Origin of the sequence: Pseudomonas sp. D1-36 (assembly GCF_051132205.1) — a bacterium.
Taxonomy (GTDB): domain Bacteria; phylum Pseudomonadota; class Gammaproteobacteria; order Pseudomonadales; family Pseudomonadaceae; genus Aquipseudomonas.
In genome coordinates this window covers 1381247-1404172 of the sequence record NZ_CP071674.1, presented here as the reverse complement: position 1 = coordinate 1404172, position 22926 = coordinate 1381247, and the positions used below count along the sequence as shown (strand labels likewise).

Below are 22926 nucleotides of genomic sequence, written 5' to 3'. Positions count from 1 at the left end.
TTGGGCCTGTGCTCTCCAGCAATGCATCTGGAAACAGGCCCGTGGGGTGAAATATATTTCCCGGCGCTTTATAGTGGCCGACCTCCGTTTCATCAAGTAGCCGAGCCCCATGTCCGAGCCACGCAAGATCCTCGTCACCAGCGCCCTGCCCTACGCCAATGGTTCGATCCACCTTGGCCACATGCTGGAATACATCCAGACCGATATGTGGACGCGCTTCCAGAAACATCGCGGCAACCAATGCATTTATGTCTGCGCCGACGACGCCCACGGCTCGGCCATCATGTTGCGCGCGGAAAAAGAAGGCATCACCCCGGAACAACTGATCGCCAACGTCCAGGCTGAACACAGCGCCGACTTTGCCGAGTTCCTGGTGGACTTCGACAACTTCCACTCCACCCACGCCGAAGAAAACCGTGAGCTGTCGAGCCAGATCTACCTGAAGCTGCGTGACGCCGGGCATATTTCCACCCGGTCAGTGACCCAATATTTCGACCCGGAAAAGAAAATGTTCCTGGCCGACCGCTTCATCAAGGGCACCTGCCCGAAATGCGGCACCGAGGACCAGTACGGCGACAACTGCGAAAAATGCGGCGCCACCTACGCCCCGACCGACCTGAAAGACCCGAAATCGGCGATTTCCGGTGCAACCCCGGTGCTCAGGGACTCCCAGCATTTCTTCTTCAAGCTGCCGGATTTCCAGCAGATGCTGCAGACCTGGACCCGCAGCGGCACGCTGCAGGACGCGGTTGCCAACAAGCTCGCCGAGTGGCTCGACTCGGGCCTGCAGGAGTGGGACATTTCCCGCGATGCGCCGTACTTCGGCTTCGAGATCCCTGGCGAGCCAGGCAAGTATTTCTATGTGTGGCTGGACGCGCCCATTGGCTACATGGCCAGTTTCAAGAACCTCTGCGACCGCACCCCGGGGCTGGACTTCGACGCCTTCTGGGCCAAGGATTCCACCGCCGAGGTGTATCACTTCATCGGCAAGGACATCGTCAACTTCCACGCGCTGTTCTGGCCCGCCATGCTCGAAGGCGCCGGTTTCCGCAAACCGACCGGCATCAACGTCCACGGCTACCTGACCGTCAACGGCCAGAAGATGTCCAAGTCCCGCGGCACGTTCATCAAGGCGCGGACCTACCTGGACCACCTGTCGCCGGAATACCTGCGTTACTACTACGCCGCCAAGCTCGGCCGTGGCGTCGACGACCTGGACCTGAATCTCGAAGACTTCGTGCAGAAGGTCAACTCCGACCTGGTGGGCAAGGTCGTCAACATTGCCAGCCGTTGCGCCGGTTTCATCCACAAAGGCAACGCTGGCGTGCTGGTTGCCGGTAACGCCGCGCCGGAACTGACCGACGCCTTCCTCGCCGCCGCGCCAAGCATCGCCGATGCCTATGAGAGCCGCGACTTTGCACGCGCCATGCGCGAGATCATGGCCCTGGCCGACCGCGCCAACGCGTGGATCGCCGACAAGGCACCCTGGTCGTTGGCCAAGCAGGACGGCAAGCAGGATGAAGTCCAGGCGATCTGCGCCCTGGGCATTAACCTGTTCCGCCAACTGGTGATTTTCCTCAAGCCGGTGCTGCCGCTGCTGGCCGCCGATGCCGAAGCGTTCCTCAACGTCGCGCCCCTGTCCTGGAACGATCACCAGACCCTGCTGAGCGATCATCAGTTGAACGAGTTCAAGCCGCTGATGACCCGCATCGACGCGACCAAGGTGCAAGCGATGATCGACGCCTCCAAGGAAGACCTGGCCGCCAGCCAGACCGACACCGGCGGCCCGAGCGGCAACGGCGAACTGGCCAAGGACCCGCTGTCGCCTGAAATCGACTTCGACGCCTTCGCGGCGATCGACCTGCGCGTGGCGCTGATCGTCAAGGCTGAAGCGGTCGAAGGGGCCGACAAGCTGTTGCGCCTGACCTTGGACATCGGTGACGAGCAGCGCAACGTGTTCTCCGGCATCAAGAGCGCCTACCCTGACCCAGCCAAGCTTGAAGGCCGGCTGACGATGATGATCGCCAACCTCAAGCCACGCAAAATGCGTTTCGGTATTTCCGAGGGCATGGTGATGGCGGCGGGCCCCGGCGGCGAAGAGATCTACCTGCTAAGCCCCGATAGCGGCGCCAAGCCGGGCCAGCGGATCAAGTAACGCAACTGCACGCGGCACCGATCCCACAGTCGCTAACGAGTGACTGTGGGATTTTCATATCTGGCTCGCCGTCACGGTGTGCCGGATAATGCCCATCCTGTCACAGGCCCTATCGCCCCATAGCCATGACCGAAATCCTCTTATCCCTGTTGAGCGCGGCCCTGATCAACAACCTGGTGTTGCATTGGCCGCTGGGCGTCGATCCGTTGCTGGCAGCCAAGGGTCGAAGCCAGGTGCATGCCCTGGGCCTGGCGACGGCGTGCCTGATGCTCTGTGTCGGGAGCGTGGGCTATCTGATCGACCAATGGTTGCTGGTCCCGGCCGGCCTGGCGTCAATGCGGCTCTTGCTATGGCTGCCCCTGAGTGTCTTGCTGATCAGGCCGGTGCTGGGGCTGCTGAAGCACTGGCTGCCCATGCTGCCGCTTGCTGGCTTGTGGCCGCTGCTACTCGGCAATGTCGGCATATTGGGCGTCACGCTGCTCAATAGCCGGGAGGCCACCGGCCTGGGCCACGCCATGTCCTTGAGCCTGGGTGGTGGACTGGGTTTCTGGCTGGTGTTGAGCCTGTTCGAAGACTTGCGACAGCGAATCCACGACAACGATATTCCCATGCCCTTGCGGGGGCTGCCGATCCAACTGATCAGCGCCGGCCTGATGGCAGTGGCGTTTCTCGGATTGCGCGGGCTGGTCAAGACATGAACCTGATTCAACACATCGATGCCCTGCTTCCGCAAACTCAATGCGGCAAGTGCGGTCACCCCGGGTGCAAGCCCTATGCCGAAGGGATCGCCCAGGGTGAGCCGATCAACAAATGTCCGCCTGGCGGACGGGAAACCATCGCAGCCTTGGCCGAACTGATGCGGGTGCCGGCCTTGGAGCTGGACGCCAGTCGCGGCGCGGCACCGGCGCAAATCGCGTTTATCCGGGAAGCCGAATGCATCGGCTGCACCAAGTGCATCCAGGCCTGCCCGGTGGATGCGATTGTCGGCGCGGCAAAGCTGATGCACACCGTTCTCATCGACGAATGCACCGGCTGTGATCTTTGCGTGGCGCCTTGCCCGGTGGATTGCATCGAGATGCGGCCATTGCCGGTGGCGACGGTAACGCCGATCGTGGGAGGACTCGCCTCCAGCGACGAGGAGCGGCAAGCGCGAGCCGCCAAGCGCAATCACGCTCGTCAGCGTTTCGAGCAACGCAACGCGCGCTTGCGTCGTGAAGATGAGGCGCGCCAAGCCGAGCGCCTGGCCAGAATCCAGCGGAACGCCCAACCGGCCCGGGCGCAGCCACTCGATCCCGTGCAGGCAGCATTGGAGCGAGTGCGCGCGCAGAAAGCCGCCACTGCGGATGCCGCCCTGAAGAAAGCCAAGGTCGATTTGGCCATGAGTCGGGCACAGTTGCACAAGTCCTTGAGAGCGTTCGGCCATCCGCCGACCTACGAGCAACAGTCACGGCTGATCGTGCTGCAACGTCAGTTCGAAGCGGCAGAACAGGCATTGGCCCAACTGGAAAGCGCTGCGTCGCCCGCCACGCCGGCACCGGCACCGGTGCCGGCAAATGACGCCGAACTGAAGCGGGCCAAGATTCAGCTGGCGATGCGTCGCGCCGAACTCAGCAAGGCCCGGGCGGCCGCTGCCTCTGCGGAGCAGCTTCAAGCATTGGAGCAAGCCGTCAAGGACGCCGAGCGGCAGGTGGATGTCCATGCCGCTCGCTGATCCGCTGGACGAACGGCTGCGCCAGGCGATGCGGCGTGTACTGCTGGCGACGTTGCCCGGCGTACTGGCCTCGATGTGGTTCTTTGGTTGGGGTGTGTTGCTGAACCTGTTGTTGTCCGGGCTGACCGCGCTGGCGATCGAGGCGCTGATATTGCGTTTGCGGCGACGACCCATCAAGCCAGACCTGGGCGACGGCAGCGCATTGGTCAGTGCCACCTTGCTGGCCCTGGCCTTGCCAGCGTATTGCCCTTGGTGGCTGACCGTCACGGCGGTCGCCTGCGCCTTGTTGTTTGGCAAGCACCTTTGGGGTGGGGTCGGCAGCAATCCGTTCAATCCAGCGATGCTCGGGTATGCCCTGGTATTGATGGCGTTCCCCCAATACATGAGCCAATGGCCAACGACCCATGGCCTGGGCCTGATGGACGGTTTGCGCCTGGTCGCCGACATGGGCCAGCCCCCCGATGGCTGGGCCGGCGCCACCGCGTTGGACAGCCTGCGGGTAAACACCAGCCTGACCATCGACGAGCTGTTTGCCAGCGACCCGGCGTTCGGCCGCTGGGGCGGACACGGTGTGGAGTGGATCAACCTGGGGTTCCTTGCCGGCGGCCTGTTCCTGTTGCAACAACGGATTTTCACGTGGCACGCCCCCGTGGGCATGCTGGCCAGCCTGTTCACCGTCAGCCTGTTGTTCTGGAACGGTTCGGGCTCGGATTCCCACGGTTCGCCACTGTTTCATCTGCTGACCGGCGCAACCATGCTCGGCGCGTTTTTCATCGTGACCGAACCCGTGTCGGGCGCCAAAGCCCCGTTTGCCCGACTGTTGTTCGGCGTAGGCGCGGGGCTGCTGGTCTACGTGATCCGCGCCTGGGGTGGGTTGCCGGACGGCATAGCGTTTGCGGTGTTGTTAATGAATCTCGGCGTGCCGGCCCTGGAGCGCTTCGTCGAGGCACGACAAAGGCGCCCGCTGACATGAAAAAAATCGCCGGCGTTACGATCCTGGTGTTGCTTGGCGGCCTTGCCATCGGCGCCACGTACCTGGTGCAAACCGGCACCGCCGGGCGCATCGAGGCGCAGCGCCAAGCCATCGCCAACCGGACCTTGCTCGACATACTGCCGCCCGACCGTTACGACAATCAGCCGATGGCGCAACCGCTCATCGCGGCTCCGGTGGCGCTGCCCCGCAGCACATTGCTGGGCGCTTACCTGGCAACTCGCGACGCAGTGCCCAGCGCCGTGTTGCTAAGCAGCCAGGTACAGGGCTACGAGGGCAGCATCGAGCTACTGATCGCCGTGGATCCGACAGGACGCGTATTGGGCGTAAAAACCCTGCGCCAGTCGGAAACTCCCGGCCTCGGCGCGGCGATAGCCGGCTGGCCGAATGCCTGGCTGCAAACCTTCGAGGGCAAGTCGAGCCAGGTGCCTGCCGATGAGAGTTGGGCGTTGAAAAAGGATCACGGCCAGTTCGACCAGTTGGCTGGCGCGACGGTCACATCCAGGGCGGTGCTCCAGGCTGTCCACGATGCGTTGCGTTACTTCGACGGGCATAAGACGCAGCTGACGGGAGCGATCAGTCATGAATAACTCCATACCCTGGTCCCGCGGCCTCGTGCTCGTTCCTCTGGTGGGAGCCAGCGACTCGCTGGTGAATGCGCTGGTCCTGTGGCTCGCCTGGGTCTTGATCAGCCTCGCCCACGGCTCGACACTGGCATTGCTGGGGCCGCGCCTCACGGACCGCCAGCGACTCATCGCATCCTGCGTCGTGGCCGCCGCCATGACCGCCTGCGCCGACCTCCTCGTCCAGGCCTGGATGTTGGAGCGCCATGGCGCGCTGAGCATGTACACCGCATGGATCGCACTGAGCTGCGTGACCCTGGAACAAACCGCTGTCGTCGAGCGCCGCTGGCTTGCTCACCTCAGGTTGGCGGCGCAGTTCGGCCTCTTGATCGTCAGCCTGGGCGCTTTGCGCGAGCTGATCGGCAGAGGCGTGCCAATGGCCCTGCTCGCCCCCGGCGGATTCATTCTGCTCGGCCTGCTGCTCGCCGCCTATCAAGCCTGGACAGGCATCAAACCCCGTTCGACCCAAGAGGAAACGCCGCGCCCATGAACGCCGCAAAACGTCTGGAAATCTTTCGTCGTTTTCATGAAGACAACCCCGAGCCAAAGACCGAACTGGCCTACTCTTCCCCTTTCGAGTTGCTGATCGCGGTGATTCTATCGGCCCAATCCACCGACGTCGGTGTCAACAAAGCCACGGCCAAGCTTTTTCCCGTAGCCAATACACCGCAGGCGATCCTTGCCTTGGGCGTCGAAGGGCTGTCCGAGTACATCAAGACCATCGGGCTTTTCAACAGCAAGGCGAAAAACGTGATCGAGACCTGTCGCCTGCTAATCGAGCGTCACGGCGGTGAGATTCCCCAGTCCCGCGAAGCGCTGGAAGCTCTTCCAGGTGTCGGTCGCAAGACCGCCAATGTGGTTCTCAATACCGCATTCCGTCAATTGACGATGGCCGTCGACACCCACATTTTCCGCGTCAGTAACCGGACTGGGCTGGCGCCGGGCAAGAACGTGGTGGAAGTGGAAAAGAAGCTCATGAAATTCGTCCCCAAGGATTACCTTCTGGATTCACACCACTGGCTGATCCTGCATGGGCGTTACGTCTGCCTGGCCCGCAAGCCCCGTTGCGGGAGCTGCCGGATCGAAGACCTATGTGAATATAAGCACAAGACATCGGACGATTGATGCGCTATTGCTTTTACGCATCCGCCGATTGAAAAAATCTTTTTTACCCGCCGGTTGTTTATCGATATAAGGAGCGCCAATGGCAGTCTTAGCCTGGAGTCGACCCCATGAGTACTGGCAAAGAACAACTGGATGTAGTGGAAGACGATTTCGTCGCCGTTGAAGGTGACGATGCGGAACCTGTTGTCGTGGAAGTGGCAAAAACCAACCTGAGTAAACGCCGCACCATCGACAACCTGTTGGAAGAGCGTCGTCTCCAAAAGCAACTCGCCGATTACGATTTTGATCTCTGACACGTAAAAGCCTCCCAGATGGAGGCTTTTTACTGTACGCATGCCCGATTCAGACCAGTCCATTTCGTTGTGCCAGTTCAATCAGGTCCACCAGCGAACGGGCATTGAGCTTCAACAACAAGCGGGTTTTGTAGGTGCTGACGGTCTTGTTGCTCAGGAACATCCCATCCGCGATCTCTTTGTTGGTCTTACCGCGAGCCAGTTGCTGCAGCACCATCATCTCTCGCCCGGACAAACGTTCCACCATATCCGACTCGCTGGCATTGCCAAGGCTTGAACGCACCGTGTGCAATGCCTGGTTGGGAAAATAGCTATAGCCCGACAGCACCGCTTTTATCGCACTCAACAGTTCGGTCAGGTCCTGCTGTTTGCATACATAGCCGGCGGCCCCCGTTTGCATGCAGCGCATCGAAAAATGTCCAGGGGCCTGGGAAGTCAGCACCAGCACTTTCAATGGCGAAGGATTGATGGTCAGGCGAGCGATAACCTCCAATCCATCCAACTTCGGAATTCCAATATCGAGAATAACGATGTCGGGCATTTGTTCCCGGGCAATCTGCAATGCATCGACGCCGTTATCCGTTTCGGCAATAACTTCATATCCATGACGCTCCATCAGCAAACGTACAGCAAGACGAATGACGGGATGATCATCCACGATCAGCACTTTATTCATGGGCAAATCCAACTTCGCTGTTCGAATTTTTAGAGCACGCACAATAGCCTAGTCATTTCTTCCTTGGCATGTCGTCCCCCCTTACCGCTCGCAGCGAAAGACGCAACCTACAAGCAACGCAGAAAAATCCTACAAATAACCTTCGAAATAATGTGCCATGAATTTTCCCGAGGGGTGCGAACGGCAATTCTCACGCGTCGAACACCCTATGAATAATGCGCCTTCTCGTCAAAAACCTGATTACCTGCCACCCAGGGAAAAGCATTTCCCTCATAAAAAGTTACCGATTTATTTATAGACAAACCGCAAAAGTTTAGCTCGGAAGATTCAGCTTTCTGTATAAAAAAGACTCCACTTACCAGCACACGAAAGAGAACGCTGCCCGATCGCAGGGTTATTCTAGCGGCCCGGCAATTTCATTATTCGATCAACTCAAACATTCGAGCACACTATTACTTATGAGCACTCACCATGAAAAGATCATTAAGAACCATCGCCAACCCCCTGACACTGATCGCTGTATTCGCAACGATCTCCGAAACTTCCGCAGCTATTTCCCTGCCGTTTCTGGATGATGAAGAGCGAGAGTACTATGTATGGTTCCTCATCAGCTTCCCGTTTTACCTGTTATTTCTTTTCTTTATCACACTCAACTTCAACTACCGTTCCTTGTACTCGCCCTCGGATTTCCACAAGACCAAGCACTTCATAAGGGGTGCGGCTGAGTCATCCTGTCGGCGTAGACGTAGATCACGCCAAGGAAGCAAGGCTGATTTCCTGTCGCAGTCTTATCGATGGAATAAGTGCACGGCTCTGGACGATGCGTTCAAGCACACTTCATCCCACCCGTCGGTCGACATGTATTGGGCTAAGGACTCGGGACGGCGTCTTGAGGGCAAGACCATCATCGTCTTCGTTGTTTACAACGGGAACGGCGCAGGGACACTGCCGGATAAACAGGCGGGGTGAGCCATAAGGGAAACGGCTGCAGCGACACACGGGACGGGGAAATAACAGAAAACGGCCTGCCATGCGGCAGGCCGTTTTCGGATTGCATCAGAACAGCTTGCGACCCTTGTTCGCCGCGATGCGCATGCGCAGGGCGTTGAGCTTGATGAAGCCGGCCGCGTCGGCCTGGTTGTAGGCACCACCGTCTTCTTCAAAAGTGGCGATGTTGGCATCGAACAGCGAGTCGTCGGACTTGCGCCCGGTCACGATCACGTTGCCCTTGTACAGCTTCAGGCGCACGACACCGTTCACGTTGACCTGGGAGGCATCGATCATCTGTTGCAGCATCAGACGCTCAGGGCTCCACCAGTAGCCGGTGTAGATGAGGCTGGCGTACTTGGGCATCAACTCATCCTTCAAGTGAGCCACTTCGCGATCCAGGGTGATCGATTCGATCGCCCGGTGGGCGCGCAGCATGATGGTGCCGCCTGGGGTTTCGTAGCAACCACGGGACTTCATACCGACATAGCGGTTCTCGACGATGTCGAGGCGACCGATGCCGTGTTCGCCACCGATGCGGTTCAGGGTCGCCAGCACAGTGGCCGGGCTCATTTCCACGCCATCGAGCGCAACGATGTCGCCATTGCGATAGGTCAGTTCCAGGTATTGCGGGGTATCGGGAGCCTTCTCGGGGGAGACGGTCCAACGCCACATGTCTTCTTCGTGCTCGGTCCAGGTGTCTTCCAGCACGCCGCCTTCATAGGAGATGTGCAACAGGTTGGCATCCATCGAGTACGGAGATTTTTTCTTGCCATGACGCTCGATCGGGATCGCGTGCTTCTCGGCGTAGTCCATCAGCTTTTCACGGGACAGCAAGTCCCACTCGCGCCATGGAGCAATGACCTTCACGCCCGGCTTGAGGGCATAGGCACCCAGCTCGAAACGTACCTGGTCGTTGCCCTTGCCGGTCGCCCCATGGGAAATGGCATCGGCACCGGTTTCGTTGGCGATTTCGATCAAGCGCTTGGCAATCAGCGGACGGGCGATGGACGTGCCCAGCAGGTATTCGCCTTCGTAAACAGTGTTGGCGCGGAACATCGGGAAGACGAAGTCGCGGACGAATTCTTCGCGCAGGTCATCGATATAGATCTCTTTGACGCCCATGGCCTGGGCCTTGGCGCGTGCAGGCTCGACTTCCTCGCCCTGTCCCAGGTCAGCGGTGAAGGTCACCACTTCGCAGTTATATGTGTCCTGCAGCCACTTGAGGATCACCGAAGTGTCCAGGCCGCCGGAATACGCCAGAACGACCTTGTTTACGTCCGCCATGCCATCACTCCACGGGTTGTACGGAAAGCCGGCAAGTCTAACGTCCACCGCGGATAATTTACAGAGGCGCGACAGCTTATGACGACGAAGCGACAGATTATGTCAGCTGCGCGACGATCAACGCGCGATCAGGAAGTGCGCGCAGTAGCCGCAGCAGGCGTAGCCGCCTTGGCCGGGGCCACTGGCGTCGCCGGCTTGCCCGGCGCGGCAGCGGGCGCCACGGCAGGCACCGCAGGCGTTGTCGCAGGGGTTGGCGGCTGTGGGGCCGAGGCCGGTGCGGCGCCCCGCTCCAGTTTTACCAGCACACGACGGTTCTTGGCCCGATTGGCGGCGTTGGTATTGGGCACCAGCGGATAACGCTCGCCATGGAAGCGAACGGTAAACTGAGACTCCTGGAAGCCGTTGGCCTTGAAGAAGTCCTGGACGGCCAGGGCCCGGCGGCGCGACAGCTCGCGGTTGGTCAGGCGGTTGCCACTGTTGTCGGAGTGGCCGTCGAGTTCGACATGATTGACGCTCGGGTCAGCCTTGATGAAGTCGAGCATGACCTGCAACTGAGCCTTGGCCTGGGCGTCGAGCTCGATGCCTTCGCCGGGAAAACCGATCTGGGTTTGCTTGATCTGTTCGAAGTTCTTCGGCAACAGCTTCGCGACACAGCCCTGGTAATCGTTGAACGCCTTGTTGAAGCGCACGGGCAACAACCGGACTTCCGACACCCGCCCATCGTCGGTGTTACGCCGCACCACGGGGCTGCGACCTTCCATCAGCCCGCTGATCAAGCGGCCCGCCTGCACCTGGGAGCTGTTGAACAGCACATCGCCGCTACCGATCCTGACCGAGCCGAGGTTGATATCGCCTCGTCCTGGCTGCCAGGGCGCCGCCGCCGCCAGCAACGTCGCGGAGCCGCCACCGAGCATCGGGTTATAGGCCTTGAGCCGGAACGTGGCCTGCTCGCCCGCCTTGCGCACGAATTCGCCGCTGCCAAAATCGGTGATCGGCTGACTCAGCCGACACTCGAACTTATCGCCTTCGACCGTCCACTCAATGCTCTCCAGACGGGTCTGGAAAGTGAGCGCCATCGCAGGAAGGCTGGCAAACACACTGAGCAAGGCTAGATAACGCTGGCGCACGGGAGGCTCCACTGGCTTTTATACGGAAATCGAAAAACGCTGGGCATGCCGCTTGGCCTAGACACTGCACGCAATCGTGGCACACCTGAAGGGGCTATCGGTAACTTGCGGCAAAACTTGATAGCGGGTGCCCGGATCGGTCTTTTCCGGTAGCATTCGCCAGAGATTTACCCGCCTGGAAGCCCCCCATGTCCGACCGCCTGACCCTGCTGCGTCCCGACGACTGGCATATTCATCTTCGCGATGGTGCTGTGTTGACCCATACCGTCGCCGATGTCGCGCGCACTTTTGGCCGCGCCATCATCATGCCTAACCTGGTTCCGCCCGTGCGTAACGCTCCCGAGGCCGATGGCTATCGCCAGCGCATTCTGGCTGCACGCCCGGCTGGCAGCCGCTTCGAACCGCTGATGGTGCTTTACCTCACCGACCGCACCCAGCCCGAAGAAATACGCGAGGCCAAGGCCAGTGGTTTCGTCCACGCGGCCAAGTTGTACCCCGCTGGCGCCACCACCAACTCGGATTCCGGTGTCACCAGCATCGACAAGATCTTCCCTGCGCTGGAGGTCATGGCCGAAGTCGGCATGCCATTGTTGATCCATGGCGAGGTCACCCGGGGCGACGTCGATGTGTTCGACCGCGAGAAGATCTTCATCGACGAACACATGCGTCGCGTCGTCGAACGCTTCCCGACGCTAAAGGTGGTGTTCGAGCACATCACCACCGGCGATGCCGTGCAATTCGTCAACGAGGCCTCGGCCAACGTCGGCGCGACCATTACCGCACACCACCTGCTGTACAACCGCAACCACATGCTGGTGGGCGGGATCCGGCCGCATTTCTACTGCCTGCCGATCCTCAAGCGCAACACCCATCAGGAAGCCTTGCTGGACGCCGCCACCAGCGGCAGCGCCAAGTTCTTCCTGGGCACCGACTCGGCGCCCCACGCCCGTCACGCCAAGGAAGCCGCCTGCGGTTGCGCCGGCTGTTACACCGCCTACGCCGCCATCGAGATGTATGCCGAGGCATTCGAGCAGCGCAACGCCCTGGACAAGCTCGAAGGTTTCGCCAGCCTGCATGGCCCACGCTTCTATGGCCTGCCGGTGAACACCGATCGTATTACCCTGGTTCGCGATGAGTGGACCGCCCCTGCCAGCCTGCCGTTTGGCGAGCAGACTGTCATCCCGCTGCGCGCCGGTGAAAAACTGCGCTGGCGCCTGCTGGAGGAAAACGCGTGAGTGAAGATCATTTCGATGACGAACTGGACGGCAACGGCGGCTCAGGCGGCCCGCGCCATCCAATGGCGGCTCGCTTCCGGGGTTATCTGCCGGTCGTGGTCGATGTAGAAACCGGCGGTTTCAACTCGGCCACCGATGCGCTGCTGGAAATCGCCGCGACGACCATCGGCATGGACGAAAAAGGCTTCGTCTTCCCCGACCACACCTATTTCTTCCGGGTCGAACCGTTCGAAGGCGCCAACATCGAAGCGGCTGCCCTGGAGTTCACCGGGATCAAGCTCGATCATCCGCTGCGCATGGCCGTCAGCGAAGAGACCGCGCTGACCGACATCTTCCGTGGTGTGCGCAAGGCGCTGAAGGCCAACGGTTGCAAGCGAGCGATCCTGGTTGGCCACAACAGCAGCTTCGACCTGGGCTTCCTCAATGCCGCCGTGGCGCGCCTGGACATGAAGCGCAACCCTTTCCATCCATTCTCCAGCTTCGACACGGCCACCCTTGCAGGCCTGGCGTATGGCCAGACCGTGTTGGCCAAGGCGTGCCAGGCAGCCGACATCGATTTCGATGGCCGTGAAGCCCATTCGGCCCGCTACGACACCGAGAAAACCGCCGAGCTTTTTTGCGGCATCGTCAACCGGTGGAAGGAAATGGGTGGCTGGCAGGATTTCGACGACTGACATCAGCCTGGCTCTTTGTGGCGAGGGATCTGTGCTGCGCCAAGAAACGTCCATAAAAAAACCGGCCCATCGAGGGCCGGTTTTTTTATGCATGGGTGCGCTTACAGCTTGTCGCTGTGCTCGCCCAGGTAGGCAGCTACACCTTCAGGCGATGCGGTCATGCCCTTGTCGCCTTTTTTCCAGTTGGCCGGGCAGACTTCGCCATGCTCTTCATGGAACTGCAGGGCGTCAACCAGACGGATCAGCTCTTCCATGTTACGTCCCAGCGGCAGGTCGTTGATGATCTGCGAACGGACCACGCCTTTGTCGTCGATCAGGAACGCGCCACGGAAGGCCACGCCGCCTTCGGACTCAACGTCGTAGGCCTTGGCGATTTCGTGCTTCATGTCGGCAGCCATGGTGTATTTCACCGGGCCAATGCCACCGGCATTGATGGCGGTGTTGCGCCAGGCGTTGTGGGTGAAGTGCGAGTCGATCGAAACGGCGACCACTTCAACGTTGCGCGCCTTGAAGTCGTCCATGCGGTGATCCAGTGCGATCAGCTCGGACGGGCAAACGAAAGTGAAGTCCAGCGGGTAGAAGAACACCAGGCCGTATTTGCCTTTGATGGCCGAGGACAGGGTGAAGCTGTCGACGATTTCGCCATTGCCGAGGACGGCGGGAACGGTGAAGTCAGGGGCTTGTTTGCCTACGAGTACGCTCATTGGATATCTCCTGGTGTAGTAACGTGAAAACAAGGTCCGCGCCAGCCTGCCACCCCTCAGGCGACAGCCCTGTGACACGAACCCGCTTTGCAAGGACCGACCATCATACACCGCACGTTTGGCCTGTCCTCAACGGTTTTTTGGCGGCCCAAGAAATCCGATGCCCGCTTGATGGCAGGCGCTCGACACCGTTCGTCAACCAGCGCGGGAAACCACTTTGACAATCATTCTCGTTAACATTAAGATCCGTCTCAATTGAGTCACAACCAGCGACGGTTCTCACTTATGTATGTATGCCTCTGCACTGGCGTCACCGACGGACAAATCCGCGAAGCGATCTATGAGGGTTGCTGCAGCTACCGGGAAGTCCGCCAGGCCACCGGCGTAGCCAGCCAATGCGGCAAATGCGCCTGCCTCGCCAAGGAAGTGGTGCGTGAAACCCTCGCCAAAGTTCAGACCGCGCAAGCCTCGATCCCTTATCCGGCAGAATTTACGGCCGCATAAATCCAGATATTCAAAGAACCGGACTCAATGTCCGGTTTTTTTATGCCCGAAAATCAAATGCTTAGCTTCCAGACGCGGAACACAAACATTCTTATTCCGATTAATTTTCATTTATTATTCAATAACTTAGGTTTGACACTCGTAATAGCTCGGCTCAAACTCCGCCTTAATACACAGTTATCAGGGCAGGCCCTCATCATGAAAGGCGACATTACAGTCATCCAGCATCTCAACAAGATCCTTGCCAATGAGCTGGTCGCGATCAATCAGTACTTCTTGCATGCACGCATGTACGAGGATTGGGGCCTGAACAAGCTGGGCAAGCACGAGTACCACGAATCCATCGATGAAATGAAACATGCGGACAAGCTGATCAAGCGAATCCTGTTTCTCGAAGGCCTGCCGAACGTCCAGGACCTGGGCAAGCTGCACATCGGCGAACATACTCGTGAAATGCTCGAGTGCGACCTGCGCATCGAGCGCACCGGCCACGCCGACCTGAAAGCCGCCATTGCCCATTGCGAAAGCGTTGGCGACTTCGGTAGCCGCGAACTGCTGGAAGACATTCTCGAATCCGAGGAAGAGCACATCGACTGGCTCGAAACCCAGCTGGGCCTGATCGACAAGATCGGTCTGGAAAATTACCTGCAATCGCAGATGGGCGAAGAATAAGCGCCCTCGAAAGCAAGCCACTAAAAAGCCCCGCCCTCTTTCGAGGTGCGGGGCTTTTTATTGCCTGGATGGCCAGGCTCCTACAGTACTGCGGTCGATCAGGCTTCGGACTTGTTAGCCGCCGCTGCTTCCACAGCTGCCTTGATCGTGGACTGCAACGAACCGTCGGCGGCCATCTCGGTCATGATGTCACTGCCGCCGATCAGCTCACCGCCAACCCACAACTGTGGGAAGGTTGGCCAGTTGGCATACTTGGGCAGGTTGGCGCGGATTTCCGGGTTCTGCAGGATGTCCACGTAGGCGAACTTCTCGCCACACGCCATCACCGCCTGAGCAGCCTTGGCCGAGAAGCCGCACTGTGGGGCGTTCGGCGAGCCTTTCATGTAGAGCAGGATGGTGTTGTTGGCAATCTGTTCTTTGATCGTTTCGATGATATCCACGGAGCACCTCGGCTTGAACTTTTGCGACTACAGATGTCGACACGGTGGCGCATTGTAACGGAAAGCCGAGCACCTTGCTCGGTCCGCCCCGGGGACAATTTTACGCAGCCGCCACCTTCACCGGAACACCGTTCAGCGCCGCGTTGCCGGATAACTCATCGAGCTGGCGCTCATCGGTCAGGTCGTTGGCGCTGGACCCAGGCTGTCCGCTGGCGATGGTCATCTGCACGCCAGGACGAGCATGCCCCCAACCGTGAGGAAGGCTGACCACGCCTTTCATCATGTCCGGGCTGCTCTGGACCTCCACTTCAATCACGCCGACCCGGGAGCTGACCTTCACGCGCTGCCCATCGACAAGCCCCCGGCTGGCAAGGTCTTGCGGATGCATCAGCAATTGATGACGCGGCTTGCCTTTCACCAGCCGGTGGAAATTATGCATCCATGAGTTATTGCTGCGCACATGGCGCCGGCCAATCATCAGCAACTCGTCCGCTGCCGGCGCTCGCAACGCGGCAAAGCGCGCCAGGTCGGCGAGGATGACGGCGGGCGCAGCCTGCACGCGGCCATTTTCGGTTTTCAACCGGGCCGTCAGATTGGGCTTGAGCGCACCGAGATCGATACCGTGGGGATGATCGAACAGCGTTGCCAAGGACAACCTGTAGGGCGAAGCATCGCCATACATCCCGGCTCGCAGGCCGAAATCGATCATCTGCGCCGGCGGCATCGTCGGCTTGAGCTCCTTGCCGGTCCGGGCGGCAAAAGCCTTGGCCAGGCCGACAAAAATCTCCCAATCGTGCAGCGCTCCCTCGGGCTTGGGCAGGATGGCCCGGTTGAAGCGGCTGACGTTACGCACGGCGAACAGGTTGAACGTGGTGTCGTAATGATCATTTTCCAGGGCCGAGGTCGACGGCAGGATCAAGTCGGCGTAGCGCGTGGTTTCGTTGATGTACAAGTCGATGCTGACCATGAACTCAAGCCCATCCAGCGCTTGCTCGAGCTGCCGTCCGTTAGGCGTGGACAGCACGGGGTTGCCGGCCACGGTGACCAGCGCACGGATCTGCCCTTCGCCCTCGGTGAGCATTTCTTCAGCGAGGGTCGATACAGGCAACTCGCCCGCATATTCGGGACGCCCGGATACACGGCTTTGCCAGCGATTGAAATGCCCGCCCGAAGTGGTCGCCACCAAATCCACCGCTGGCTCGGTGCACAGTGCCCCGCCCACTCGATCGAGATTGCCGGTCACCAGGTTGATCACCTGGATCAGCCAGTGGCACAGCGTGCCGAAAGCCTGGGTCGAAACACCCATCCTGCCATAGCACACGGCCGACGGCGCGGCAGCGAAATCACGGGCCAATTGGCGGATCTGCGGGGCAGGCACCCCACAAAGCGGGCTCATGGCCTCTGCGGTGAAAGGTGCAACGGCCTGGCGCACCTCTTCGAGGCCGTCCACCGGCAAATGACTGTCACGCGTCAGTCCTTCGCTGAACAAGGTGCCAAGCAAGCCAAACAGCAGCGCGGCATCGCCGCCGGGGCGTACGAATACATGCTGGTCGGCGATGGCCGCCGTCTCGCTGCGCCGCGGATCGACCACCACCACCCGGCCGCCCCGGGACTGGATTGCCTTCAGCCGTTTCTCCACATCCGGCACGGTCATGATGCTGCCATTGGAAGCCAGCGGATTACCCCCCAGGATCAGCATGAAATCGGTGTGATCGATGTCCGGTATCGGCAGCAGCAAGCCGTGACCGTACATCAAGTGACTGGTCAGGTGATGGGGCAATTGATCAACCGAAGTCGCCGAAAAGCGGCTGCGGGTTTTCAACAAGCCGAGGAAATAGTTGCTGTGGGTCATCAATCCATAGTTGTGCACGCTGGGGTTGCCCTGATAGACCCCCACCGCGTTCTGGCCGTGGCGCTCCTGGATCGCCGCAAGGCGTTCGGCCACCAAGGCAAAGGCGTCGTCCCAGGCGATGGGCTGCCACTCGCCGCCGACTCGTTGCATGGGCTGGCGCAGACGGTCCGGATCGTTCTGGATATCCTGCAACGCCACGGCCTTGGGGCAGATGTGCCCACGACTGAAACTGTCCAGCGGATCACCCTTGATCGAGGTGATCGCCAGGCCTTGGCCTTCGGTTTCGGTGGTTTCGAGAGTCAGGCCACAGATGGCCTCGCACAGATGGCACGCACGGTGATGGAGGGTCTTGGTCATGGCCAGCCTCTGTTTTATTCGTAGCGGGCACTTTGGGCCGCGGGAACAAAACTATGGCGCGGGATGCCCGGTAGCGCCAGCGACGTTCGTCCTGTGAATCGCCAGGCATCATGCCCGCCGATGCGTCGCTGTCAAGGCTGCTCGGGAGGAGGCGCCAGCAGTTGGATTTCCTCGATGGTCTGCACTTCCTCCTGGGCCATGGGCACCCCGGTCAACTCGCCAATCAAGCGCCAGTGCTCATCGAGACCACCGCTGATCGTGGCCATCCGATCGATCATGCGGCGCCCCGCCGCCTTGGTCACTTCGTCATCGCTGCGCAGCAATTCGAATGACATGGACGTCACCGAAGCGGTCAGGTGGGTCAGGGTGCGTGCCGTCAGCCCCAACAGTTCCATCAGTCGTTGCTCTTTCGAATCCATTTCGGGGCTCCTGCGGCTAGGGGTTCATTTATAACTCAGGGTCCTGCATTAGGAAATATTTCACATTTGGCAACAGACCGACGACCCGGGCCAGCGGGTCAAAAACCGACCGCCAACCACCCGATGCCCGCCCTGCTCGATTGCCAAGCGACGCAACGCCAGTGTACAAATGAACCCGCTGCTGTCAGGAAACCGGCCTCAACCACGCCAATGCAACTCTGCATTGGCCTCGCTGAAATCCCTCATAACCGTAGCCCTATTGGTAAGACGCGACATTTAATGTCAATATCGCGCCTTTCCCCTATTTCGTCGCCCCGTGCGGCTTTTGCCGCAGGTCTCGCCCGTTTTTCCATGAAACAAGGCTCTGAGCATCTGCGGTCCGTTACAAAAAGGTAGTCAATCATGAGCGCAAGGCACTTTCTCTCCCTGATGGATTTCACGCCCGATGAGTTGCTCGCCGTGATCCGTCGAGGCGTTGAGCTCAAGGACCTGCGTAAACGCGGCGTACTGTTCGAGCCCTTGAAAAACCGTGTGCTGGGGATGATTTTCGAGAAGTCATCCACGCGCACGCGCATCTCTTTCGAAGCCGGCATGATCCAGCTTGGCGGCCAGGCGATTTTCCTGTCGCCCCGCGACACTCAACTGGGACGTGGCGAGCCGATCAGCGATTGCGCCATTGTCATGTCGAGCATGCTCGACGCCGTGATGATCCGTACCTTTGCCCACAGCACCCTGACCGAATTCGCCGCCTATTCCCGCGTGCCGGTGATCAACGGCCTATCCGACGATCTGCACCCTTGCCAGCTGTTGGCCGACATGCAGACCTTCCTCGAGCACCGCGGCTCGATCCAGGGCAAAACCGTTGCCTGGGTCGGCGATGGCAACAACATGTGCAACAGCTATATAGAAGCGTCGATGCAATTCGACTTCCAGCTACGGATCGCTTGCCCTGAAGGCTATGACCCGGATGCAGAACTGCTCGCCAAGGCCGGGGACCGGGTGTCGCTGGTCCGTGATCCGAAGCTGGCCGTGGCCGGCGCGCACCTGGTGAGCACCGACGTCTGGACCTCCATGGGCCAGGAAGAGGAAGCCGCCAAGCGCGTCAAGCTGTTCGCGCCGTTGCAAGTCACACGGGCCCTGCTCGACCTGGCGGACGCCGAGGTGCTGTTCATGCATTGCCTACCCGCCCATCGCGGCGAGGAAATCAGCCTCGACCTGCTGGAAGACCCGCGATCCGTCGCTTGGGACCAGGCAGAAAACCGTCTCCACGCACAGAAGGCCCTGCTCGAATTCCTCGTCGAGCCGGCGTATCACCACGCATGAGTCACTCCTTGTTACTGAATCTGCATAACCTGGCCTGCGGGTACCAGGACCAGCGAGTCGTCCAGAACCTCAACCTGCACCTCAATGCGGGCGACATCGGCTGCTTGCTGGGCTCGTCCGGGTGCGGCAAGACCACGACCCTGCGGGCCATCGCCGGTTTCGAACCGGTACACGAAGGCGAGATCCAGTTGGCCGGGGAAATCATTTCCCGCGCGGGTTTCACCTTGGCCCCGGAAAAACGTCGCATCGGCATGGTATTCCAAGACTATGCACTGTTCCCGCACCTCAGCGTCGCCGAGAACATGGCATTCGGCATTCGTAAACACCCTGGCAAGAACCGTGTGGTCGAAGAGCTGCTGGAACTGGTCAACCTGAAGAACCTCGGTAAACGTTTTCCCCATGAGCTCTCCGGAGGCCAGCAACAACGCGTGGCGCTCGCCAGGGCATTGGCGCCCGAGCCGCAATTGCTGCTGCTCGACGAGCCCTTCTCCAACCTCGATGGCGAGCTGCGACGCAAGCTCAGCCATGAGGTGCGGGACATCCTCAAGGCTCGCGGCACCAGCGCGATTCTGGTGACCCATGACCAGGAAGAAGCCTTCGCCGTGAGTGATCATGTCGGCGTATTCCGGGAGGGTCGGCTGGAACAGTGGGATACGCCCTACAACCTTTACCACGAACCCCTGACGCCTTATGTCGCCAGCTTTATCGGCCAGGGCTATTTCATCCGAGGCCAGCTCGACAGCCCGGAATCAGTGCAGACCGAATTGGGGACGCTACGGGGAAACCGGGCCTATACCTGGCCCATCGGCAGCGCCGTGGATGTGCTGCTGCGCCCGGACGATATCGTCTACGCGCCTGACAGCCCGCTCACGGCTACCATCGTCGGTAAGACTTTTCTGGGCGCTTCGACCTTGTATCGCCTGCAATTGCCGACGGGTGCGCAACTGGAATCGATTTTCCCAAGCCACGCCGACCATCAGGTCGGGGCGACTGTCGGTATTCGCGTGGCCGCCGAACACCTGGTGCTGTTCCAGGCCTCGGGCAGTACGGCAGCGCATTTGCCGTCGATCGACAGCGGCGTGCGACGGCATAGCGTCGCCAATTGACGCTACACCCTGTGGGAGCGAGCAAGCGCGCCCCCACAGAACCTCATTGACCTCAACCGACTGATAGGGTCCCGCTGGCCACCAACGTGGCATGCCCGCCGATCTTCACCCGGTCACCCTCCAGCCGGCAGAACAATGCCCCTCCCCTGGCCGAGCATTGATACGCCGTCAGCCCGAGCTTGTTCAGCCGCTTGGACCAGTAGGGAATCAGGCTGCAATGAGTCGACCCGGTGACCGGATCCTCATTGATACCAATCGCCGGAGCAAAATAGCGCGAGACGAAATCGTGCTTGCTCCCCGGCGCGGTCACGATCGCGCCAGGCCATGGCAGTTTCGCGAGGGCCGCCATGTCCGGCTTGCACTCGAGCACCGCCTGCTCCGACTCCAATACCAAGAACAATTCGTTGGAACTCAGCACATCCACCGCCTCGACACCCAAGGCACTCTGGACCGCCAGGGACGCCCCCAATTCGGCCGGCACGATGGCAGGGAAATCCAACCACAGCCGTTCGCCCTCGCGCGTGACGCTCAGCGCTCCGGATTTGCAGATGAAGTCCAGCCGCTCCACGGTTTCGTGATAGACCTCGAACAACACATAAGCGCTGGCCAACGTGGCATGGCCACACAAGGGCACCTCGGTGGTCGGGGTGAACCAGCGGATATGCCAGTGCTGGTTTTCGCGCACCATAAACGCGGTTTCAGCCAAGTTATGTTCGGCGGCAATCTTTTGCATCAGGTCATCGGCAAGCCAGGCATCGAGCCGATAGACCATCGCCGGGTTACCGCCAAAGGGCCGGTCACTGAACGCATCGACCTGATGAAACGCAAGCTGCATGGCACATCTCCTTTTTTATGATGCGTGAGCATGAGCTGCGCAGGCACCGTTTATCCAGTGACAGATCGACACAATTTTCGCCTTACACATTGAAAGGTTGGACGCCTGGACGGTTGGAAAGATTCATCCTGGCAGAGGCGCTTGCTCCTCACCCGCGGCCAATATCCGCAAACGCCGCTCCGGTATGCTCCGCCAGCAACGCGGGCGCCAACTCCACCTCCAGGCCTCGTCTTCCCGCGCTGACGAACACAGTGGGAAACGGCTGTGCGGATGAGTCGATAAACGTGCGCAGGCGCTTCTTCTGTCCCAGCGGACTGATGCCCCCCAGCAAATAACCTGTCGAACGCTGCGCGGCGGCTGGATCGGCCATCTCGACTTTCTTTACCCCGGCCGCATGGGCCAACGCTTTGAGGTCCAGACTCCCGGCGACCGGCACCACCGCCACCAGCAATTCACCTTTCTCGCTCGCGGCCAACAGCGTCTTGAACACTCGCGCCGGTTCCAGAGCCAGTTTCTCTGCGGCTTCCAGACCATAGGACGCGGCCTTGGGGTCATGTTCGTAACTGTGAATACGATGTTCGGCACGCACTTTTTTCAGCAGATCCAATGCGGGGGTCATGACCGCTCCTGACAGGGAAACAACAAAAAGAGTGGCGAGAATTCTAAGCGATCCCCAGGCAAAAGGCTGCGCAGACGGCCGATGGCGACGCCGCGCCACGCCGGAAAAATTCATTCATGGAACGAATAATCCTAATATGACCGACGGTTCACTTTCGACCTTTGACAGCGGCGTTTCTTGTCTATATTTTTTCGAAACTGAAAGCAGAAACGCGTGTCTCAAGCAACACCCCGAGCGCAGGATGGGGATCCGGCACTCGGCGAAAAGGCGACGACGGGTTGTTTTCCGCCGCGCAGGACAACAAAAAGAACCGAGGTTTGAATGACGACTGCTTTACAACAACCTTCGCTCTCCAGCCAATGCCTGGCGGAGTTCCTGGGTACGGCCCTGTTGATTTTTTTCGGCACCGGTTGCGTTGCAGCGCTCAAGGTCGCGGGCGCCAGTTTCGGCTTGTGGGAAATCAGCATCATCTGGGGCGTCGGTGTCAGCATGGCGATTTATCTCAGCGCGGGCATTTCCGGCGCACACCTGAACCCCGCCGTCAGCATCGCCCTGTGCATTTTCACTGACTTCGAAAAACGCAAACTGCCTTTCTATATCGTTTGCCAAGTGACCGGCGCGTTCTGCGGCGCACTGCTGGTCTACACGCTGTACAGCAATTTGTTCTTCGATTTCGAACAGTCCCGCCACATGATCCGGGGCACCGTGGCCAGCCTCGAACTGGCGTCGGTATTCTCCACCTACCCCCACCCGGCACTGTCCACCGGCCAAGCTTTCCTGGTCGAGATGATCATCACCGCCATCCTGATGGGCGTGATCATGTCCCTGACCGATGATAACAACGGCCTGCCGCGCGGCCCGCTGGCGCCGCTGCTGATCGGCTTGCTGATCGCCGTGATCGGCAGTTCGATGGGACCACTGACAGGTTTCGCGATGAACCCGGCGCGGGATTTCGGTCCGAAATTGATGACTTTCTTCGCTGGCTGGGGTGAAATTTCACTCACCGGGGCGCGTGACATTCCATACTTCCTCGTACCGATTTTTGCGCCGATCCTTGGCGCATGCCTGGGTGCTGCTGCTTATCGCGGGCTCATCGCTCGCCACCTGCCCAGCGCCGTGGTTGCTGCAAAGGAGCCAGAGCCGGCCATTGATGGCAAGCCCAGAACGTCCTGAAACAGTCGGCGCGGGCGCCTGCCATTCGAGCCCCCGCC

At 60.0% G+C, this 22926-nt stretch carries 25 protein-coding genes; 16 read left to right on the top strand and 9 right to left on the bottom strand.

Going from position 1 to position 22926, the window contains the following annotated elements:
- Positions 1-109 precede the first annotated feature (109 nt).
- The 8 genes from metG (at position 110) to J3P76_RS06205 (ending at position 6898) form a co-directional block, all read left to right on the top strand.
- Positions 110-2155: a methionine--tRNA ligase gene (metG, locus tag J3P76_RS06240; protein WP_420765212.1), complete on the top strand. Its 2046-nt coding sequence runs from the start codon at positions 110-112 to the stop codon at positions 2153-2155.
- Positions 2156-2280: 125 nt separating this feature from the next.
- Positions 2281-2853, top strand: coding sequence for an Rnf-Nqr domain containing protein (locus J3P76_RS06235; protein WP_420765213.1), 573 nt, complete (start codon positions 2281-2283; stop codon positions 2851-2853).
- Entirely contained in the window at positions 2850-3866 is a 1017-nt protein-coding gene (gene rsxB, locus J3P76_RS06230; protein WP_434675972.1) for an electron transport complex subunit RsxB, read from the top strand. Before J3P76_RS06235 ends, rsxB begins: the two co-directional genes overlap by 4 nt.
- Entirely contained in the window at positions 3853-4839 is a 987-nt protein-coding gene (locus tag J3P76_RS06225) for an RnfABCDGE type electron transport complex subunit D (RefSeq protein WP_434607403.1), read from the top strand. Before rsxB ends, J3P76_RS06225 begins: the two co-directional genes overlap by 14 nt.
- Entirely contained in the window at positions 4836-5447 is a 612-nt protein-coding gene (locus J3P76_RS06220) for an RnfABCDGE type electron transport complex subunit G (protein ID WP_434701677.1), read from the top strand. Before J3P76_RS06225 ends, J3P76_RS06220 begins: the two co-directional genes overlap by 4 nt.
- On the top strand, positions 5440-5970 hold the full coding sequence (locus tag J3P76_RS06215; protein WP_434607407.1) for an Rnf-Nqr domain containing protein: 531 nt from the start codon (positions 5440-5442) through the stop codon (positions 5968-5970). The genes J3P76_RS06220 and J3P76_RS06215 overlap by 8 nt, the downstream gene beginning before the upstream one ends.
- The gene (gene nth / locus J3P76_RS06210; protein ID WP_420765218.1) at positions 5967-6605 is read left to right on the top strand and encodes an endonuclease III; all 639 of its coding nucleotides are present in this window, start codon (positions 5967-5969) and stop codon (positions 6603-6605) included. Before J3P76_RS06215 ends, nth begins: the two co-directional genes overlap by 4 nt.
- A 107-nt stretch (positions 6606-6712) precedes the next feature.
- Entirely contained in the window at positions 6713-6898 is a 186-nt protein-coding gene (locus J3P76_RS06205; protein ID WP_420765219.1) for a PA3496 family putative envelope integrity protein, read from the top strand.
- 49 nt (positions 6899-6947) lie between these two features.
- On the opposite strand, the gene J3P76_RS06200 is transcribed toward J3P76_RS06205, so the two are convergent.
- On the bottom strand, positions 6948-7574 hold the full coding sequence (locus J3P76_RS06200; protein ID WP_420765220.1) for a response regulator: 627 nt from the start codon (positions 7572-7574) through the stop codon (positions 6948-6950).
- Positions 7575-8045: 471 nt separating this feature from the next.
- On the opposite strand from J3P76_RS06200, the gene J3P76_RS06195 reads away from it, so the two are divergent.
- Positions 8046-8543 (top strand): hypothetical protein, encoded by a 498-nt coding sequence (locus tag J3P76_RS06195; RefSeq protein WP_434560293.1) that lies wholly within the window; start codon positions 8046-8048, stop codon positions 8541-8543.
- 87 nt (positions 8544-8630) lie between these two features.
- Here J3P76_RS06195 and J3P76_RS06190 read toward each other — a convergent pair whose 3' ends face one another.
- Both J3P76_RS06190 and J3P76_RS06185 read right to left on the bottom strand, forming a co-directional pair.
- Positions 8631-9848 (bottom strand): argininosuccinate synthase, encoded by a 1218-nt coding sequence (locus J3P76_RS06190; RefSeq protein ID WP_024779511.1) that lies wholly within the window; start codon positions 9846-9848, stop codon positions 8631-8633.
- Between the two features lie 128 nt (positions 9849-9976).
- Complete coding sequence (locus tag J3P76_RS06185) at positions 9977-10975, bottom strand: flagellar protein MotY (protein ID WP_420765222.1); 999 nt, start codon at positions 10973-10975, stop codon at positions 9977-9979.
- 188 nt (positions 10976-11163) lie between these two features.
- On the opposite strand from J3P76_RS06185, the gene pyrC reads away from it, so the two are divergent.
- Together pyrC and rnt are read left to right on the top strand one after the other, a co-directional pair.
- A complete protein-coding gene (gene pyrC, locus J3P76_RS06180; protein ID WP_434701676.1) occupies positions 11164-12210 on the top strand; it encodes a dihydroorotase in 1047 nt (348 codons plus the stop codon).
- Positions 12207-12884, top strand: a complete 678-nt coding sequence (gene rnt / locus J3P76_RS06175; protein ID WP_420765224.1) for a ribonuclease T — start codon at positions 12207-12209, stop codon at positions 12882-12884. The genes pyrC and rnt overlap by 4 nt, the downstream gene beginning before the upstream one ends.
- Before the next feature lie 101 nt (positions 12885-12985).
- On the opposite strand, the gene J3P76_RS06170 is transcribed toward rnt, so the two are convergent.
- Positions 12986-13588: a peroxiredoxin gene (locus J3P76_RS06170; RefSeq protein ID WP_039591751.1), complete on the bottom strand. Its 603-nt coding sequence runs from the start codon at positions 13586-13588 to the stop codon at positions 12986-12988.
- A 285-nt stretch (positions 13589-13873) separates the two neighbouring features.
- On the opposite strand from J3P76_RS06170, the gene J3P76_RS06165 reads away from it, so the two are divergent.
- Entirely contained in the window at positions 13874-14092 is a 219-nt protein-coding gene (locus tag J3P76_RS06165) for a bacterioferritin-associated ferredoxin (RefSeq protein WP_039591750.1), read from the top strand.
- Between the two features lie 198 nt (positions 14093-14290).
- A complete protein-coding gene (gene bfr, locus J3P76_RS06160) occupies positions 14291-14764 on the top strand; it encodes a bacterioferritin (protein WP_053124544.1) in 474 nt (157 codons plus the stop codon).
- 98 nt (positions 14765-14862) lie between these two features.
- Here bfr and grxD read toward each other — a convergent pair whose 3' ends face one another.
- From grxD to J3P76_RS06145, 3 genes are all read right to left on the bottom strand, one after another.
- Positions 14863-15204 carry a Grx4 family monothiol glutaredoxin gene (grxD, locus tag J3P76_RS06155; RefSeq protein WP_186569763.1) on the bottom strand — a complete coding sequence of 114 codons (342 nt, stop codon included), beginning with the start codon at positions 15202-15204 and terminating at the stop codon, positions 14863-14865.
- A gap of 100 nt (positions 15205-15304) precedes the next feature.
- Positions 15305-17413 (bottom strand): molybdopterin oxidoreductase family protein, encoded by a 2109-nt coding sequence (locus tag J3P76_RS06150; RefSeq protein ID WP_434607413.1) that lies wholly within the window; start codon positions 17411-17413, stop codon positions 15305-15307.
- Positions 17414-17544: 131 nt separating this feature from the next.
- A complete protein-coding gene (locus J3P76_RS06145) occupies positions 17545-17832 on the bottom strand; it encodes a hypothetical protein (RefSeq protein WP_420765227.1) in 288 nt (95 codons plus the stop codon).
- 402 nt (positions 17833-18234) lie between these two features.
- Between J3P76_RS06145 and argF the strand changes: the two genes are divergently transcribed.
- Together argF and J3P76_RS06135 are read left to right on the top strand one after the other, a co-directional pair.
- Entirely contained in the window at positions 18235-19155 is a 921-nt protein-coding gene (argF, locus tag J3P76_RS06140; RefSeq protein WP_434560299.1) for an ornithine carbamoyltransferase, read from the top strand.
- Positions 19152-20261, top strand: a complete 1110-nt coding sequence (locus tag J3P76_RS06135; RefSeq protein WP_434560301.1) for an ABC transporter ATP-binding protein — start codon at positions 19152-19154, stop codon at positions 20259-20261. Before argF ends, J3P76_RS06135 begins: the two co-directional genes overlap by 4 nt.
- Positions 20262-20313: 52 nt before the next feature.
- Here the strand turns inward: J3P76_RS06135 and J3P76_RS06130 are convergent, their stop codons facing one another.
- Positions 20314-21096 (bottom strand): PhzF family phenazine biosynthesis protein, encoded by a 783-nt coding sequence (locus tag J3P76_RS06130; RefSeq protein WP_434701675.1) that lies wholly within the window; start codon positions 21094-21096, stop codon positions 20314-20316.
- A gap of 148 nt (positions 21097-21244) precedes the next feature.
- Positions 21245-21715 carry a Cys-tRNA(Pro) deacylase gene (gene ybaK, locus J3P76_RS06125; RefSeq protein WP_420765231.1) on the bottom strand — a complete coding sequence of 157 codons (471 nt, stop codon included), beginning with the start codon at positions 21713-21715 and terminating at the stop codon, positions 21245-21247.
- 321 nt (positions 21716-22036) lie between these two features.
- Between ybaK and J3P76_RS06120 the strand changes: the two genes are divergently transcribed.
- Positions 22037-22888 (top strand): MIP/aquaporin family protein, encoded by an 852-nt coding sequence (locus J3P76_RS06120; RefSeq protein ID WP_420765233.1) that lies wholly within the window; start codon positions 22037-22039, stop codon positions 22886-22888.
- Positions 22889-22926 lie beyond the last annotated feature (38 nt).

Bases quoted from the DNA above. Each gene is read 5' to 3' on its own strand.
- metG (WP_420765212.1), top strand. From the start codon at position 110: ATGTCCGAGCCACGCAAGATCCTCGTCACCAGCGCCCTGCCCTACGCC.
- J3P76_RS06235 (WP_420765213.1), top strand. From the start codon at position 2,281: ATGACCGAAATCCTCTTATCCCTGTTGAGCGCGGCCCTGATCAACAAC.
- rsxB (WP_434675972.1), top strand. From the start codon at position 2,850: ATGAACCTGATTCAACACATCGATGCCCTGCTTCCGCAAACTCAATGC.
- J3P76_RS06225 (WP_434607403.1), top strand. From the start codon at position 3,853: ATGCCGCTCGCTGATCCGCTGGACGAACGGCTGCGCCAGGCGATGCGG.
- J3P76_RS06220 (WP_434701677.1), top strand. From the start codon at position 4,836: ATGAAAAAAATCGCCGGCGTTACGATCCTGGTGTTGCTTGGCGGCCTT.
- J3P76_RS06215 (WP_434607407.1), top strand. From the start codon at position 5,440: ATGAATAACTCCATACCCTGGTCCCGCGGCCTCGTGCTCGTTCCTCTG.
- nth (WP_420765218.1), top strand. From the start codon at position 5,967: ATGAACGCCGCAAAACGTCTGGAAATCTTTCGTCGTTTTCATGAAGAC.
- J3P76_RS06205 (WP_420765219.1), top strand. From the start codon at position 6,713: ATGAGTACTGGCAAAGAACAACTGGATGTAGTGGAAGACGATTTCGTC.
- J3P76_RS06200 (WP_420765220.1), bottom strand. From the start codon at position 7,574: ATGAATAAAGTGCTGATCGTGGATGATCATCCCGTCATTCGTCTTGCT.
- J3P76_RS06195 (WP_434560293.1), top strand. From the start codon at position 8,046: ATGAAAAGATCATTAAGAACCATCGCCAACCCCCTGACACTGATCGCT.
- J3P76_RS06190 (WP_024779511.1), bottom strand. From the start codon at position 9,848: ATGGCGGACGTAAACAAGGTCGTTCTGGCGTATTCCGGCGGCCTGGAC.
- pyrC (WP_434701676.1), top strand. From the start codon at position 11,164: ATGTCCGACCGCCTGACCCTGCTGCGTCCCGACGACTGGCATATTCAT.
- J3P76_RS06170 (WP_039591751.1), bottom strand. From the start codon at position 13,588: ATGAGCGTACTCGTAGGCAAACAAGCCCCTGACTTCACCGTTCCCGCC.
- J3P76_RS06165 (WP_039591750.1), top strand. From the start codon at position 13,874: ATGTATGTATGCCTCTGCACTGGCGTCACCGACGGACAAATCCGCGAA.
- bfr (WP_053124544.1), top strand. From the start codon at position 14,291: ATGAAAGGCGACATTACAGTCATCCAGCATCTCAACAAGATCCTTGCC.
- J3P76_RS06150 (WP_434607413.1), bottom strand. From the start codon at position 17,413: ATGACCAAGACCCTCCATCACCGTGCGTGCCATCTGTGCGAGGCCATC.
- J3P76_RS06145 (WP_420765227.1), bottom strand. From the start codon at position 17,832: ATGGATTCGAAAGAGCAACGACTGATGGAACTGTTGGGGCTGACGGCA.
- argF (WP_434560299.1), top strand. From the start codon at position 18,235: ATGAGCGCAAGGCACTTTCTCTCCCTGATGGATTTCACGCCCGATGAG.
- J3P76_RS06135 (WP_434560301.1), top strand. From the start codon at position 19,152: ATGAGTCACTCCTTGTTACTGAATCTGCATAACCTGGCCTGCGGGTAC.
- J3P76_RS06130 (WP_434701675.1), bottom strand. From the start codon at position 21,096: ATGCAGCTTGCGTTTCATCAGGTCGATGCGTTCAGTGACCGGCCCTTT.
- ybaK (WP_420765231.1), bottom strand. From the start codon at position 21,715: ATGACCCCCGCATTGGATCTGCTGAAAAAAGTGCGTGCCGAACATCGT.
- J3P76_RS06120 (WP_420765233.1), top strand. From the start codon at position 22,037: ATGACGACTGCTTTACAACAACCTTCGCTCTCCAGCCAATGCCTGGCG.